A 15,409-nucleotide genomic window follows, 5' to 3' on the forward strand; every position below is an offset into this window, starting at 1 on the left:
GCCTGCCATTCGGAGGTGCCCATGCAGTTCCTCTTCACGACGCAGCCGGCCACGGGCCACTTCCACCCTCTGGCCCCCCTGGCCGAGGCATTGGAGGCAGCAGGTCACGGCGTCGACTTCGCCTGCGGTCCTGGCTTCTGCGCAGAGGTGGAGCGCGCCGGCTTCCGTGCGCACCCGGCGGGCCCGGACGTGTTCACGTTCCCCCACGCGCAGATCGAGGCCATGGCACTCGACGTGTTCGCCACCTGCAGGACCGTTCGTCCAGACGCCATCGTGCGGGACGGGACGGAGTTCGGCGGCTGCCTCGCCGCCGAGTGCCTGGACCTGCCGCACGCATCGGTCCAGGTCGGTTCGATCTGCCCGCCCGAGGCTCCGTGGCTGCTGGTCGGCGCGGAGTTGTCACGAGCGCGTCGCGCCCTGGGCCTGCCGGACCAGTCGCCGTTCGCGATGCTCTACCGGCACCTGCACCTGTCGGCGATGCCGCCGACCCTCGCCCGCCTCGGGTTCGTCCCGCCCACGACCCAGGGACTGCGGTTCCTCCCGTACGAGGGGACCGACGGGGACGAGCTCCCCGCGTGGATCGAATCGGCCGCCCGGCCACTGGTCTACGCCACGGTGGGCACGGTCGCCAACGCGCTGCCCGGACTGCTCGAAGCGGTGCTGGCGGGCCTGCGCCGCGGGCCACACTCCCTGCTGGTCACCGTCGGCCGCGACCAGGATCCGACTCGCCTGGGACCACAACCGGCGACGGTCCACGTGCGGCGGTTCGTCTCCCACCGGCAGGTGATGCCGCGCTGCGACCTCGTGGTGAGCCACGGGGGTTACGGGACGGTCCTCGCGGCGCTGGCGGCCGGGGTCCCACTGGTCCTCGTTCCGGTTCTCGGCGACCAGTTCGAGACGGCTCGCCGCTGTGCCGTCCTGGGGGTGGGGCGGGTGGTCAGAAGCCTCCCACCGGACCCGTGGGAGCTCGCCGCCTGCGTCGATGAGGTGCTCGGCGACCCGTCCTATGCCGCACGTGCCTGCCGACTGCGCACGGAGGTGGCCGGCATGCCCGGCCTCGACCGAGCCCTGGCCCTGCTGACCAGTCTCGTCGACGGCCGGCGATGAGCTCCCCGGAGCCGGGCTCCCTGGACGTCTGGCTGGTGAATGCCGACCCGCTCACCGGAGAGCCGGCAGTGCTCGGCGAGGTGTACCCGGCCGCAGTCGCGGCCGCCCCGGGAAGTCGGCCCGAGACCCCGGGGACCGCCCTCGACGAGCTCCGCGCGGTCCGGCCCGGCCTCCATCGCCTGTGCACTCGTGTGGCTGCCGGACAACAGCTGCCCTGCGAGGTGCTCATCCGGGCCATCGACGGCGGCCCTGGCGTCGTGCTCAGGGTCGCGCCGCTCGCGCTTACGCCCGAGGCCGCGCTGCGCTTCCTCGGGGACCGACTCGACCGGGGAGCGATCGACGCTCCGACCGCCCTCCGCCGGCTACCGCCCGCGGCGCTCGCCCGTCGCCCCGCGGACGTGGACCCGGCGCGCAACCCGGGGCTGATCCGGGCGACCCGGGGGGAACCCATCGCCGGCGCGCCCGCCACGGGGGTCCTCGTCCCCGGTCGGGTGGCTCAGCCGGGGGAACCCCGTGCCGGCGGGCCGACGATCATGCTGGTGGAGCGCGTGGAGGGATCACACACGCAGCTCCTCGACGACCCGGACTGCGCCGGCGTACTGGCCCTGCGCGGCTCACCCGTCGACCACTTCGCACTGATGTCCCGGGATCGGGGCTTCGGGTACATGGCGTTGCCCGAGCACCGCGTGGACGACACCGGGCTGCACTGGGACGGCGGGGAGCTGCGGTTCGGCACCGCGGTGACCGTGGACTTCGCCACCGGCGAGGTGTACGCCGGGACGGCGGCTCTCGACGCGCCCCGTGCAGCCGATCCTCGGCAGGCGACCATCGAAAGGTTGCTGGTCGAGAACCGCGGCCCGGCCCTGATCCGGGTCAACGTCGACACCGCCGACGACCTGCCCGGCGTTCTCCCGGCGACCGCGGACGGCATCGGCCTGGTCCGCACCGAACACCTGGTGCGCCGATCCCGCGCCGACGACCTGCTGCGGGCCGCGCTGTCGGCCGGACCGGGTGCCGAAGCACAGTCGGACTTCGACACCCTCGGGGGAGTCCTCGAGACGCAGCTGCGGCGACTGTTGCGGGCGGCGGCCGGGCGCCCGGTCACCGTGCGGCTGCTCGACTACCCGCTGCACGAGCTGGGCGGCCCCGTGGCGGGAGAGGTCAACCCCATGCTCGGGCTCCGCGGCGTCCGCCAGGGCGTGCGCTGGCCTGCCTTGTACCGCACGCAACTGCAGGCGATCCTGCGGGCGAGCGCTGGGGTCCGGCAGAGCTCGGAGCACGCCGTCCCGGTGGAGGTGCTGGTCCCCCTCGTGGTCACCAGCGCCGAGGTCGCTCTCGTCCGAACGTGGTGGAACGAGAGCCGAGACCAGGTGCAGGACGCCGGGACGGACTTGCGCCTGGGCGCCATGGTCGAGACGCCGGCGGCGGCCATGTCGGTGGAGTCCCTGGCTGGCGAGTGCGACGTGCTGTCCTTCGGCACGAACGACCTGACGCAGCTGCTGTTAGGCCTCAGCCGCGAGGACTACCTGCCGGTGCTCGACGCGTACCGCACTACGGGCCTCGCCGAGGACGACCCGTTCGTCGTCCCCTCCACCTGCGTCCTCGACCTGGTACGGGATGCCGCCCGCCGGGCTCGCGCCCGCAACCCGGAGGTGACGATCGGCTTCTGCGGTGCGCACGCCGTCGATCCGCGGGTGGTCAGCCTCGCAGTACAGGGTCTCGTGGACCACGTGAGCGTTCCCCTGCACGCCCTGTCCCCCACCCGACTGCGGGCCTTCCAGGTGGCCGGCGACGAGTCCACCCCTGCCCTCGAGACCGCTGGGGGACCAACGTGGTGACCTTGCGGGACCCCGGCGCGACGACGGTGTTACTGGACGAACTGCGGACGGCGTTCGATGCACCATGGCAGGCCGGCCCAGCGGGCGGTAGCGGCCTGAGCACGCCCCGGGCGGCGTCCGTGACAGGGCCACTTCCCCGCGCTGGCGAGACGTACTACGTCGTCGAGCTGGGCGGCATGCCGGTGCTGTACATCGACCTGTATCTGCAGATCTACGCCAGGAGGCTGGAGATCTGGGGCGCGACGTCACGGTCGACCATCGGGCTGGCAGGCACCACCCTGGTGTTCGGCGGTCCGGACGATGAGATGGGCAACCGGCCGCGGGAGGTCGCGGCCCGGCGACTGGCGGCAGCCGACCTGCAGTGGTTCCAGGCACTCGACGACCGCTGGCGGGCGGCGGCCCGGCAACTGGCAGCGGAGGAGGAGGCGTTCTGGGCGGACCTGACCACCGGTACGGCGAGCGACACGGCCCTGCGCTCGCTGCTCCAGGCCAAGGTCGAGCTCAACGCGCTCGGGGTTGATTCCCTCCTGCCACCTCCGTCCGCGGTCGCGGAGCGTGTCGCCAGACACCTGCCCCCTGCCGCAGCCGCGGAGGTGACCGAGGCGAGCTACCTGCCCACCTCTGGTGCGGTGGCCTACGACGTGCTCGAGCGCGAGAGCTGGGTGGTGGCGCTGGCGCTGCGTGGCCGGCCGGATCTCCCTGCGCCAGCCCGGGCGCGGTTCGTCCAGGAGGCGCTGTTCTTCACGTTCGAGTCGCTCGACACCGATCACCGGAGCTACTGGCTCGAGCAGTACCCCCGTGAGGTGGCCCGCCGGTACGGCCGCCGAGCCGGGCGCGACGCCGACATCGTCGCGCGGATCCAGGAGGCCTCGGATCGGTCATGGAGACGGAGGCTCCATCGGCAGTGGGCTCGACGGGCACTGCGTGAGAACACAGGTGACCCAGGAGCCCGGCGGCGACTGCTCCTGCTGCACGACTTCCTGGGCTCGGCCCGCGAGTTCGACGAGGAGAAGCGCCGACGCAACATGAGCTTGTGGCGGAGCCTCTTCGCTCTGGCGGACGCGCTCGGGATGTCTCTGTCCACGTCCGGAGCCACCGTGGAGGGGATGTGCGCTGCTGTCCACCGACGCTCGGGCTCCGTCGCGATAGACCCCGTCTTCGTCGCCACACTGCCGTCTGCGGATGAAGGGGTCACCGGATGTGGGGCCGAGGCCCACCACCTCGGCCCATGACGTGGATCGTCCGTGTTCTCCGGTCGCTGCGTCGACGCCACCATCCGCATCCCCCGCGCCCCACCGCTCAACCGCCTCCGTCCACACGGGGAAGGACACCGGCCTGATCGGCTGGAGGTACCGCGTGGGCGCCTGCGGCGACAACGCGGCCAGGAGTCCCTCGTCGCCCTGCTGCGGCGCAACGTCCTGGTCGGGCAGCGCCACGCCACCCGCGAGGACCTCCGGCTGACGATCAACACCTGGATCGAGGTCCCCACCACCGTCGCCGACGGCAACGCCGCCTCGGACGACTCACCCATCGAGTTCGACCACTCACCCGCGCCACTCACGCAGCCTGACCACCCAGCCGCTTGCGGTGACGGGACGGTGACGCCGGCGTGACGGGCGGGACCTAGCGTCGCGGCCTGGGCACGAAGTGCCCAGGCGGTTGATCCGATGACGCCGAGTGGTGACCGGTCCATGGCATTGACCCGTCCGCTGAGGCCGAGTGTGGCCTGGGTGGCCGCCGCCCTCTTCGGCGCGATCGGCGTCTTCGCCTCCTGGGTGGGCCTGCTGGACTCGCTGTCCGCAGCCAACCTGCAGTACAAGCTGATCGGGCTGGCGTTCGCGATGGCCGGGCTGGTGCTGCTCGCGGGCAGCGCCGTGCTCGCCCGGGACACCTGGCGGTGGAAGCGCGGTCGAGTCGCGGCTGTGGCCGCAGGCGTCGCCGGGGTGTTCGTGGGCGGCTACCTGCTCCTCATGCAGTACCGAGCACCTGACCTGTCCCCCAGTCGCCTGCCCCCGTTCCCGGCGTGGGTGCCATGGGCCGCCATCGTGGGGGCCTCGGTGGTGGCGGCCGTGCTCGGCTGGCGGAGCACCAAGGACCACGCCGACGAACAAGTGACCTGGACCGCGATCGGCGGGCGGTTGTTCGCCGGCGGGCTCTCCGTGACCGTGCTCTTCAGCGGAGTGAACTGGTGGTACACGCAGCAGTACCAGCCGGGCACCACCGCGGCGGCCCTGACCGTCACGACCGAGCTGCGGCCGGCGCCGGCAACGGCGGGGGACACCGCCGACGACACGTCGGACCCGCACGTGTTCGAGGGCACGATCACCGTACAGAACGTCAGCCCCACCAAGGTCCGGATCGTCGCCTCTCTCTACCAGGTGATGACGGTCACCCACGGGTTGCGTGACCCGATGGACGGCATCAACGAGGTCGACCGGGAACGGCAGCAGGTGGCCTGCTTCCTGGAGGAACTCGCGCCCGTGACCGACCCGGAGTGCGACCAGCCCCACATCTACCGGTACGGCCAGTTCAGCGCTGGAGACCCGAGGGCCGAGGACGACTACCCCATCTCCCGCACCACCCGGTGGACAGCGGCCCAGACGCTCCAGCTGGGGCACATCGTCGGGGACGGTTCCTGGCTGGAGCGCGGGGAGACGTTCGAGACCAACCTGCTGGTCCACGTCCCGGCACACGAGGAATCGAGCGGGTCTCCCGGGTTGGAGGAGCTTCAGCTGTCGGCATGGCTGGCCGTCGCCCAGGGATCGCGGCTCGTCCTCGAACGGGTCCCGAGTCACGGGCCGGAGATGGTGCCCCAGGCACTCATGAGCAACGAGGAGTACCGGGACTACAAGGAGGCCGAGGAAGCAGTCCAGCACAACGGTTCACAGGACGATGCCGCCGCTGGTGCCACCACGGAGTCTGACAGCACCGTCGAAGTGGACGTCGGACGTCGGGACTCGTACTACGAGGAACTCACCATGCCGAGGGGTTCGGACGAGGTTCCCCTGCTGGTGCCACAGGAGCAGGTGAGGTCGCCCCGTCCCTATCCGCACCGCTACACCGTGGTCGAGTGGCCGATCGAGGACTTGAGCACCCTCCATCGACTCGTCTGGGGCTCACACGTCGTCAACACCGTGCAGGTGCTGAGCATGCGGCTGTACGACCCCGCGAAGGCGGCCCCTCTCATGGAGGTCGAGCTGGCCAGCATGGCCACGTGCATCAGTCCTGCTGGCACGTTGGAGGGCCAGGCCGAGGACTCGGAGATCCGACGCGACCCGACCGCCGTGTGCCCCGGGACGTGGTACTCCCTCGCCGACGGCCAGGGGCGTGTGGCCAACTCCTACGAGCGCCGGTACCAGGAGATGGCGGAGTACGGAGAGGAGATGGCGGGCTTCTACGGGCTCGTCCAGACCGGGTCGCTGGACGTGGTGTCGCTGACCACCGAGGCGGAGGCTGCCGCGACCACGGTGCCGGCTGCGCCGCAGTTCCATCCGCTGCCGAGCGAGGTCTTCCGGCAGTGCGAACCGGCCCTGGAGTCCGCGAGGCTCCTCACGAACTTCTACGAGACGGACATCCAGAGCGCCTTCGAGCGCCATGTCGCCGAGGTGAGTGGAACGGCCTCCGACGGGACGAGTGGAGTGCGGACGCTCGAGCAGGGTGCCCAGTCAGCTGAGGTCTTCGACGCGTACGTCCAAGGAGTGAACAGTGCGCTCCTGACCTGCAGTGGTACCGAGGCACCGGCGGACACCCCCGCGGCCTCGTGCCCCAAGGCCGCGGCGACCGAGATCGATGCCCTGCGGTACGCCCAGGACCTCGGTCGTGCACTCCGGGAGGCTGAGCCGACGGACGCCTGGCGCCAGCGCGGGAGAGACGCCGTGCAGGCGTACCAACGGGCTCAAGAGGAGGTCGCCCGATGGCTGACGGACTGCCGCTGACATGCCGTCACCGTCGTGAGCCGTACGGCACACCGCTCAACCTCCGGGCGGGGTCGCACGACGTCCGGGCTCGATGCAGGTCGTACCGAGGAGCTACAGGGACGTGGTGCCGACATGGGCGGCTCCGGTCTTCGCCACGGCCCTCGATCCGCCTCTTCCGAACCCGCGGTCACCGGAGGCGGTGGCCGCTCCGACCGGCAACGACCCCTGGGGGTCAGCGATGTCAGGAACGCTCATCCGCCGCATCGGCTCCGTCGCCGCGGTCCTCGTCGCGGTCCTCGCCCTGACGCCGGCGGCTCAGGCGAGCCCGGCCGGCAACGAGCCGGCCACGGTGGACACCGAACTGGTGGGCACGCAGGCCGCGCTCGTGCGCGTCAACGTGGTCGCGGACGTGACCATCGCCCACGTCAACCACTCCACCGGTGACGTGGTCATCCACCAAGGGACCTACGAGGTGCGCCAAGCTGAGGCGACCGGGGTGCTGGTGACCGGGGACGGCGTCATCGCGACGCTGTACCGGCTGCTCCGGGAGGACCTGGACACGGTGACCGTCCCGGCCGCCAACCGACTCTTCGTCGAGCAGATCGGCGCGCAGTTGGTGGACGGGAACGACACGACCGGTCCCACACACGCGACGGATCCCGCGATCGACGAGCACCTCCAGCACTGCTACCGACGGGTCGAGCACTGCATCGTCGTCCCCCACGAACGCTACGAGGTCGTGCTGCTCAGCGCGGACTCGCAGGACCCCGTGCCGGCCACGCTGGTCAACCAGCCCTCCGGCCCCACCGACGTGGCGCTCCTGCGCATCGGCGCCGGAGGCCTGCCGACCGCCGGCCTGTCTCCGACCCAGGAGCCCGTCGACGAGGCGATGGTCGCCGGACTCGAGTGGGAGGTGTCGCAGTCGGCTCCGTCCACGCGCAGCCTGCAGCCCGCAGACGAACCCGTGCGGCTGGACGGCAGCAGGCTGACGGGGGGCCCGACCCTGACGACCTCGCTCGCCGGTGGGCTCAACGGCGGACCCGTCATCGACCGGGCCACCGGCGGCGTGCTCGCCCTGGCCGACTGTGACCCGTCCTTCGTCGTCTCCGCGGTCGGGGCCGCCAGCATCCAGGCCGCGCTGGTCGGTGCCGGCATCACGCCTGCGCGATCCGGTTTCGACATCGCTTTCGCGGACGGGCTCGCGCAGCTCAACCGGGCGGAGTACGCGGTCGCTGCCGAGCGGCTGCAGACGGCGACGACGTACTTCGACTCAGCCCTCGCCCGCGACTACCTCACGCTCGCCCGGGACCGCGCCGCCGCCGAGGAGGAGGCCACCAGCAACCCCGTGCCCGGCGACGGGGGCATCGCATGGTGGATGTGGGGCATGGTGGCGCTCCTCGTGCTCGGGGCCCTGGTCACGGGGCTGCTCATCGGACGACGTCGTCCCCCTGCCGGCTCGGACGCCAGACCCGCGCCTCCCCAAGGGACCCACAGCGCCGGCGACACCGACCCCGCTGTCGGGGGGACTCCGAGCACGACCAATGGAGCGGCGCCCAGGGCAGGGACCCCATCCGCTGGCCAGCGAGATGCTGACCGCTGAGCCACGGCTCGTCCGGGAGCGAGGACCCGGCGTCACGTCGGCGAACGCGGACGTCGCTGCGCTCGCGACAACGGCGCAGCAGCGACAGCCGCCAGGCGGCGACCGGTCGTGGAGGTGGCCGGGGCCGTGAGCGTAGGCGCAGACGAGGGTTCGTCGGCGGAGGTGTACCCGTTCGCCAAGAGGAGAGCCACCCGCCCGCAGGCCTCGACTCCTCCTCGGGGAGACACTGCTCCGGTCAACACGCCGTCCGCCCCCTCGGCAGAGCCGTCCGCAGAGCCCAGGGCGTCCACCCGACAGCGACGCCGTCGGCCACTGTGGGTCGTCGTCGCGGCGGTCGTGCTGGCGGCGGTCATCCTGTTCCTCGTGCTCTGGCGACCGTGGGAGGGCGCGTCCGACCTGGTCACGCGGCAGCTGGGAGTCGGCGGGTACTCGGCGGACGTTCCGCGCGACTGGGAACCATGGCGTCGGCCGGGGATCGAGGGTCAGGCAGTGCTGGCCCCGGTCGACTGGTCCGGGATCTTCCTCGGGGAGGCGAGCGCACGGCAGGAGGCGGCCAGCGCGGCGCAGCGGGAACCCCAGTCGGCGGTCGGCCTGTACATCGCCGAGAGGCCCCTGCTCAACGCGAGAGATCCCGTGGAGCAGCGGGAGCAGATCCAGGCGTCCTTGCCCTCTAGCACGATCTCCCCGCCCGGTGACCAGACCGAGATGGCCGGCCGCGACACCAGCACCTTCGACGGGAGTCTGCAACTGACCCCGGGCGAGGTGCTGCACCTCCACCTGTACTTGATCGAGGGACCCACCCCGGTTCTCCTCGTGTTCTTCGCCCCCGCTCACGTGGACCACGCATGGTTGCCGACGTTCCACGAGGTCTCCGCCTCCATACGGGAGTAGGACCCGACTACGCCGGCCGTCGTCACCCCGTGAGCCGATACAGCGGTGACCACGCCATGCCGAGCGCCGGCTGCGAGCCCCTCACCTCAGCGGCCTCGCGGACGAGGACACCGCTCCTGACTGCCGCCTCGCCAGCAGGGTCACCGACGGGCCGGCCGAGTCGAGGAGCCCGAACGCTCACGGGAACCCGGGCTGGACCGCTTCGTCGTCCAGACCTCACTGGCACGGGGAGGGCCCAGCGGCGCAGCGTCGGGCGGACGTACCGCATCCGCCCCTCGGACACAGCGCAGGAACCACGGCCACCCGCCTGCCGACACGGCGGCCGGAGGGATGTCAGCCCACGATCGGCCCGCAGGCGATGCGGCCGCCCGCGTCGCCGGTGTTCCGGGTCATCTCGTCCGGCCCCCCGGGCGCGTAACGCTCAGGGATGTTCGCGTAGTTGTCGCGCAGGGCGTGCACCATGGCCACGGTGCCGTCGTCGTCGGTGAGGTCCGCGAGGGTCAGGGCATCGGTGACGGCCGTGAGTGACCCGGCGCCCGACTCGGTGACGTACAAGGCGGGGAGGTCGCCCGGATGGTCGCCGTGGTCGGATTCCCCCGCACCGATGTGGCCTCCTGCCGAGAGGAAGTCCCCCGTCATCGACGGGTCGGACGGGCTTGCGCTGTCCGGCTCACACAGCCCGACGGCGTGCAGGTGGAATCCGTGGAAGCCGGGCGGGAGGCCGGTGACCTGTACGGACACCCGGGTGCCTCCCTCCGCTTCCGCCACGTTCACGGTCCCGACCTCCGTGCCCTCCGGGTCGACCAGCGTCGCGGTGAGCTCGTCGGTGCTGGCCGCGTGTTCCTCAGCGGCTGCGGCTGGGTCCTCGTCCTGTGTCCCAGCACCTCCGCAGCCCGCGACGAGAGTGATCGCACACGCGGACAGGAGGGGGGTGGCAAGCGCTCGAGGCATGAGGTCCTCCTGACGGTCACCTCCCGGCCGGCGAAGGTGACCGGCGGAGATGCCGGAGCTGCTCAGACCCGCGTCTCCGAGCGGGGCTCGGCCAGGAGCTGCACCGCGAAGACTCCTCTGCCACGTGAGGTGAGGGAAGTCGCCCAGGCGTGCTCCTGCCGCGTCAGCCGACCAAGCGGTCACCCAGCGGCGATGTCGTCACCGTTCGTGATCACAAGAGCCGGGAATCCGTTCGTGCGGAACCTCGATGCTCCGACGTCCGCGCCGGTCGGCGCTGTGGGAAGGGATGCGGGGCGGCCATCCCCTGCACCGTCGAGGCCATGACCTGCGCCGTCACGTCGGCGGCGCTGCCGGCCACCCAGACGCCGCCCAGTGCGCGGCCACCTCCAGGTGGCGATCCCCGATCAGGGGCCAAGGAGACCGCGAAGGCGAGGACGCCGGTCAGGCCGAGCGCCTGCACGGGACCTCCCGGACCGGTGCCGGGCCGCTCCCCTCCTGCGGCGAGAGGAGCGGAGCGGCCCGGCCGGCGGGTCCCGTGGGATCAGGCGGCCGTCGCGCGGGCGGCCTCGTCGATCAGCCGCGCGACGACGTCGGGCCGGGAGACGGTCACGGCGTGGGAGGCGTCCACCGCGACGGCGTGCGACGACGCCCGCTCGGCCATGAACCGCTGGGCCTGGGCCGGGACGGCCCGGTCCTGGAGCGTCACGAGGGTCCAGGACGGGATGGTCTTCCAGGCCGCCTTCGTCGCCTTGTCCGCCAGCGCGTCGCCGGTGATGGGCCGCTGCGTGACGGCCATCAGCTCGGCGACGTCCGCCGGCACGTCCGCGGCGAAGACCGACCGGAACTCCTCCTGCGCGATGTAGAGGTCGTCGACGCTCTGCCCGCCGGGACCGTGGACGGGCAGCGGGCGCAGCGCCGACCCGAGCTCGTTGCCGGGGTACTTCCCGGCCAGCTCGCCGGTGCTCTCGCCCTCCTCGAGCAGGAAGCTGGCGACGTACACCAGCGCCTCCACCCGCGGGTGCCCGTCGGCCGCCTCGCTCATCACGCTGCCACCGTAGGAGTGGCCGGCGACGACGATCGGCCCGTCCACGCCGTCCAGGACGTCGCGCAGGAACTCGGCGTCGCTGCGCAGGGACCGCAGCGGGTTGGCCACCCCGACCACCGGACAGCCGTCCTGCCGGAGCCGGGCGATCACGCCGTTCCAGCTCGACGAGTCGGCGAAGGCCCCGTGCACGAGCACCACCGTGGGCCTGGCGCCGGCGTGGGCGTCGTTCGTGCGGCTGGTCATCGTTCTCCCTCTCGGTCAGCGGGCGACCCGTGTCGCCCGTCCGGTCGCACACCTCGTGCGCACCATGACTGCCGGGACCCGGTCGTCACGGGGCGATGACCAGCTCCGCGATGAGGTCGCCGTCCATCGCGAAGCGGTAGCGGAGATCGACGACGCCGCCGGGGAAGTCGCCCGCCAGGCGGTTGGTGGCGACCCAGTGCGCGTCGTCGGTGCGCTGGGCACCGACGAGCGTGGTGCTGTAGCGGAACTCGGCGCCGGCCCGGGACAGGAAGCCGCGGATCTCCTCGGTCCCCCGGAAGGCCTGTCCCTGGTCGACGACCACGGCGGTGGGGCTGAAGGCGCGGAGGGCGGCGTCGCCGTCGCGGGCCACGTGGGACGCCAGGAAACCGCGGATCGTGGCCGGGAGCTCGCTCGGCCGGATGCTGGTCGGTGTGGTCATGCCTCGACGGTGCGGCCTCCCGTGCCGGGAGGGTCGAGCACTGGACTCTCCCCCGGGGAGAGGGTGCACAGTGCTCCGGTGCTGGCGATCGGCGAGTTCTCCCGGCTGACGCATCTGAGCGTGCGCACACTGCGCCGCTACCACGACGCCGGCCTGCTCGAGCCCGCGACGGTGGACCCCGCCAGCGGCTACCGCTACTACACCGCGGACCAGATCCCGACCGCCCAGGTCATCCACCGCCTCCGCGAGCTCGACGTCCCGCTCCCCGACGTCCAGCGCATCCTGCGCTCCCCCGACCCCGACACCCGTGCCGCCCTCGTCGCCGACCACCTGCAGCGACTCGAGTCCGAGCTCGACCGCACCCGCGCGGCGGTCGCCTCGCTGCGCCGGCTGCTGCGGCCCGAGCCGGCCCCGCTGGCCGTCGAGCTGCGTGCCGTGCCGGCGACCACGGTGGCCGTGGTCGAGGACGACGTGGCGCACGACCACGTCCTCCACTGGTACGCCGGCGCCATGGCCGAGCTGGACGCCGTGGTGAGGGAGCCGACCGGTCCCCCCGGCGGGCTGTACGACAACGCGTTGTTCGAGACCGGCCACGGGCACGTGCTCGTGTACCGGCCGACGGCGCACCCCCCGCTCAGCGGCCGGGTGCACCCGGTCACCCTGCCGCCCGTCGAGCTGGCCGTCGCCACCCACGTCGGCGAGCACGACGACATCGACGTCACCTACGGCCGACTCGGCACCTGGGTGGTGGCCAACGCGCTCGCCGTGGCCGGGCCGGTGCGCGAGAGCTACCTGGTGGGCCCGCGGGACACGGCCGAACCGGGCGCCTGGCGCACCGAGATCGGCTGGCCCGTCTTCCGTGTGGCCTCGCGTTGACGATCCCGCCGCACCCCTGACCCGCGCCCCGGAGAGGCCGACAGGGCCAGCTCTGGCCAGTACCACTCCGAGGATCAGGCGCCGACCGGGACCGGTGAGTGCCAAGGTCCTGGATCACCCGGGCGGTGGTCACACGCACACCGTCCGCGCGGAGGACCCACGGCCCTCGGTCGGGCAGTGGCATGCGCGGGCACGCTCAGGGTCGCCGGGCAGCCGCCTGCGCGGGACCCGGGCCCCCGTCGATCGGCTCGGACGGCACGACGAGGTCGAGCGCGTCTCCCTGGCGTCGGCGTGCCGCGCCGGACTCTCGCACACGCCGGTCTGGTTGATCGACCAGACACTCCCCGCGTTGGCGTTCCTCGCGCACGCGTCGAGGCTGATCGCCCGAGCACCGTCGGACCGGGACGCCTGCGAGGCGGTCATCGGCACGGACGTGCGCCGGGACCTCGATGTCACAGGGGGTGGGGGCTGTCTCGTCACCGGGATGAGAGCCAGTTCCGGGAGCAGGGAGGTGATGGTCATGCGGGTGTTCGTGGCCGGTGGGACCGGGGTCGTGGGGCGGCGGCTGGTGCCGCAGCTCGTGGCCCGGGGCCACCAGGTGACGGCGACGACGACGAGCCCGGCCAAGCTGGGAGTGCTGGAGCAGCTCGGCGCCGATGGCGTGGTGATGGACGGGCTGGACGCGGTGTCGGTCGGTGGAGCCGTGGCGGCCGCCCGGCCGGACGTGATCGTGCACCAGATGACCGCGATCAACCCCGCTCACGCGGGCAAGCCCGACATGAAGCACATGGACCGGTACTTCGCCACCACCAACCGGCTGCGCACCGAGGGGACCGACCACCTGCTGGCCGCGGCCGAGGCGACCGGCGTGTCCCATGTCGTCGCGCAGAGCTTCGGCAGCTTCAACGGCATCCGCGAGGGCGGATGGGTGAAGACCGAGGCGGACCCGCTGGACCCGCTGACGGGGACGGTGCTGCAACCGATGATGGCAGCCGTGCTCCACCTCGAGGACGCGGTGGTCAGGGCAGGCGGCGCGGCCCTGCGGTACGGCGCGCTCTACGGGCCGGGCGCCACTGACGACCAGGTCGCGCTCGTGCGCAAGCGGCAGTACCCGCTGGTGGGGCGCGGCACCGGCTACAGCTCGTGGGTGCACGTCGACGACGCGGCGAGCGCCACCGTCCTGGCCGTGGAGCAGCAGGCCAGGGGCGTGTTCAGCATCGTCGACGACGATCCGGCCCCGGCCGGCGAGTGGCTGCCCCACCTGGCCGCGTGCGCCGGCGCGAAGCCCCCGGTGCGGATCCCGACGTGGCTGGCGCGGCTGCTCGCCGGGGACCTGGCGGTGGTCATGATGACCGAGGGGCGCGGCTTCTCCAACGCCAAGGCCAAGCGGGAGCTCGGCTGGGAGCTGCGCTACCCGTCGTGGCGGCAGGGCTTCGCGAAGGGGCTGGCGTGACGCGGGCCGAGGAGTTCGAGGAGCTGCGGTCGCTGCTGTTCGCGATCGCCTACCGGATCCTCGGCACCGTGAGCGAGGCCGAGGACGCCGTCCAGGAGACCTGGCTGCGCTTCGAGTCCTCCCCGACACGACCGACGTCGACCAAGGCCTTCCTCTCCGCCGTGGTCACCCGCATCTCGATCGACGTGCTGCGCTCGGCCCGCGTGCGGCGGGAGGAGTACGTCGGGCACTGGCTCCCCGAGCCGCTGCTCGACGACCCCTACGAGGACCCGGCGCGCGCGGCGGAGCTGGCCGACTCGGTGTCGATGGCGGCCCTGTTGCTGCTCGAACGGCTCAGCCCGCTCGAGCGGGCGGTGTTCGTGCTGCGGGAGGTGTTCGGGTTCGGCTTCCCCGAGGTCGCCTCGGCGGTGGGGAGGTCCGAGGCGGCGTGCCGACAGCTCGCGGTGCGGGCACGCCGCCACATGGACGCCGGGCGCCCGCGGTTCGAGGCCGACCGCAGGGCGCGCGAGGAGCTCGCCCAGCGGTTCCTCGACGCCTTCCGGGAAGGGGACGTCGACGGTCTGCGGGAGCTGCTCGCCGCCGACGTCCAGCTGGTCGGGGACGGCGGCGGGAAGGCCCCGCAGCTGGCCAGGGCCGTCGTCGGCGCCGCGAACGTGGCGCGGTTGCTGGCCGCGATCGTGCCTCCGATGGTCCGGATCGACGTGACGTTCGAGCCGCACGAGATCAACGGACAGCCGGGCGCGATCTTCCGCGATCGGGACGGCAGGGTCGTCTTCACCTGGACGCTGGACGTCCTCGACGGGCGGATCCAGACGATCCACTCGCTGATCAACCCGGACAAGCTCGGGCACCTGGGTCCGGTCGCGGACGCCTGGGCCGTCGCCCGCCAGGTGAACCAGGCTCGGCGGCGCACCGACTGAGTAGCCCTGTGTCAAGCCGCCGCCGCGGTTCCCTGACCGAGGTATCGGGTGAGGGCGCCGTGGCGGTCCGGGTCGTAGGGAACGCGGTCGTGCCAGCAGCGCCAGATGATCGCGGTCCAGGCGCGGGCG

General features: G+C 72.4%; 12 protein-coding genes and 1 pseudogene. 10 read left to right on the forward strand and 3 right to left on the reverse strand.

Annotated features, from left to right (window positions below):
• The first annotated feature begins 21 nt into the window (after nucleotides 1-21).
• The 7 genes and pseudogenes from ACI79C_RS23370 to ACI79C_RS23400 all read left to right on the forward strand — a co-directional run bounded on the left by ACI79C_RS23370 (nucleotide 22) and on the right by ACI79C_RS23400 (nucleotide 9,353).
• Nucleotides 22-1,107 (forward strand): glycosyltransferase, encoded by a 1,086-nt coding sequence (locus ACI79C_RS23370; RefSeq protein WP_456948088.1) that lies wholly within the window; start codon nucleotides 22-24, stop codon nucleotides 1,105-1,107.
• Nucleotides 1,104-2,945, forward strand: coding sequence for a putative PEP-binding protein (locus ACI79C_RS23375; protein WP_456948089.1), 1,842 nt, complete (start codon nucleotides 1,104-1,106; stop codon nucleotides 2,943-2,945). Before ACI79C_RS23370 ends, ACI79C_RS23375 begins: the two co-directional genes overlap by 4 nt.
• Nucleotides 2,942-4,177 (forward strand): hypothetical protein, encoded by a 1,236-nt coding sequence (locus ACI79C_RS23380; RefSeq protein ID WP_456948090.1) that lies wholly within the window; start codon nucleotides 2,942-2,944, stop codon nucleotides 4,175-4,177. The genes ACI79C_RS23375 and ACI79C_RS23380 overlap by 4 nt, the downstream gene beginning before the upstream one ends.
• Before the next feature lie 64 nt (nucleotides 4,178-4,241).
• A pseudogene (locus tag ACI79C_RS23385) lies at nucleotides 4,242-4,515 on the forward strand (hypothetical protein); the annotation flags it as partial.
• A gap of 160 nt (nucleotides 4,516-4,675) precedes the next feature.
• Nucleotides 4,676-6,880 (forward strand): hypothetical protein, encoded by a 2,205-nt coding sequence (locus tag ACI79C_RS23390; RefSeq protein WP_456948091.1) that lies wholly within the window; start codon nucleotides 4,676-4,678, stop codon nucleotides 6,878-6,880.
• A 220-nt stretch (nucleotides 6,881-7,100) separates the two neighbouring features.
• Complete coding sequence (locus ACI79C_RS23395) at nucleotides 7,101-8,462, forward strand: hypothetical protein (protein ID WP_456948092.1); 1,362 nt, start codon at nucleotides 7,101-7,103, stop codon at nucleotides 8,460-8,462.
• 336 nt (nucleotides 8,463-8,798) lie between these two features.
• On the forward strand, nucleotides 8,799-9,353 hold the full coding sequence (locus tag ACI79C_RS23400) for a hypothetical protein (protein WP_456948093.1): 555 nt from the start codon (nucleotides 8,799-8,801) through the stop codon (nucleotides 9,351-9,353).
• 333 nt (nucleotides 9,354-9,686) lie between these two features.
• Here the strand turns inward: ACI79C_RS23400 and ACI79C_RS23405 are convergent, their stop codons facing one another.
• The 3 genes from ACI79C_RS23405 to ACI79C_RS23415 all read right to left on the reverse strand — a co-directional run bounded on the left by ACI79C_RS23405 (nucleotide 9,687) and on the right by ACI79C_RS23415 (nucleotide 12,031).
• Nucleotides 9,687-10,304, reverse strand: a complete 618-nt coding sequence (locus tag ACI79C_RS23405; RefSeq protein ID WP_456948099.1) for a superoxide dismutase family protein — start codon at nucleotides 10,302-10,304, stop codon at nucleotides 9,687-9,689.
• A 541-nt stretch (nucleotides 10,305-10,845) separates the two neighbouring features.
• Complete coding sequence (locus ACI79C_RS23410; RefSeq protein ID WP_456948094.1) at nucleotides 10,846-11,592, reverse strand: alpha/beta fold hydrolase; 747 nt, start codon at nucleotides 11,590-11,592, stop codon at nucleotides 10,846-10,848.
• A gap of 85 nt (nucleotides 11,593-11,677) precedes the next feature.
• Entirely contained in the window at nucleotides 11,678-12,031 is a 354-nt protein-coding gene (locus ACI79C_RS23415; protein ID WP_456948095.1) for a nuclear transport factor 2 family protein, read from the reverse strand.
• Between the two features lie 78 nt (nucleotides 12,032-12,109).
• On the opposite strand from ACI79C_RS23415, the gene ACI79C_RS23420 reads away from it, so the two are divergent.
• The 3 genes from ACI79C_RS23420 to ACI79C_RS23430 all read left to right on the forward strand — a co-directional run bounded on the left by ACI79C_RS23420 (nucleotide 12,110) and on the right by ACI79C_RS23430 (nucleotide 15,280).
• Nucleotides 12,110-12,907 (forward strand): MerR family transcriptional regulator, encoded by a 798-nt coding sequence (locus tag ACI79C_RS23420; protein WP_456948096.1) that lies wholly within the window; start codon nucleotides 12,110-12,112, stop codon nucleotides 12,905-12,907.
• A gap of 520 nt (nucleotides 12,908-13,427) precedes the next feature.
• Nucleotides 13,428-14,360, forward strand: coding sequence for an NAD-dependent epimerase/dehydratase family protein (locus ACI79C_RS23425; protein ID WP_456948097.1), 933 nt, complete (start codon nucleotides 13,428-13,430; stop codon nucleotides 14,358-14,360).
• Nucleotides 14,357-15,280, forward strand: a complete 924-nt coding sequence (locus ACI79C_RS23430) for an RNA polymerase sigma-70 factor (protein WP_456948098.1) — start codon at nucleotides 14,357-14,359, stop codon at nucleotides 15,278-15,280. The genes ACI79C_RS23425 and ACI79C_RS23430 overlap by 4 nt, the downstream gene beginning before the upstream one ends.
• Nucleotides 15,281-15,409: the final 129 nt, after the last annotated feature.

It is taken from the genome of Geodermatophilus sp. SYSU D00697, from assembly GCF_054050175.1.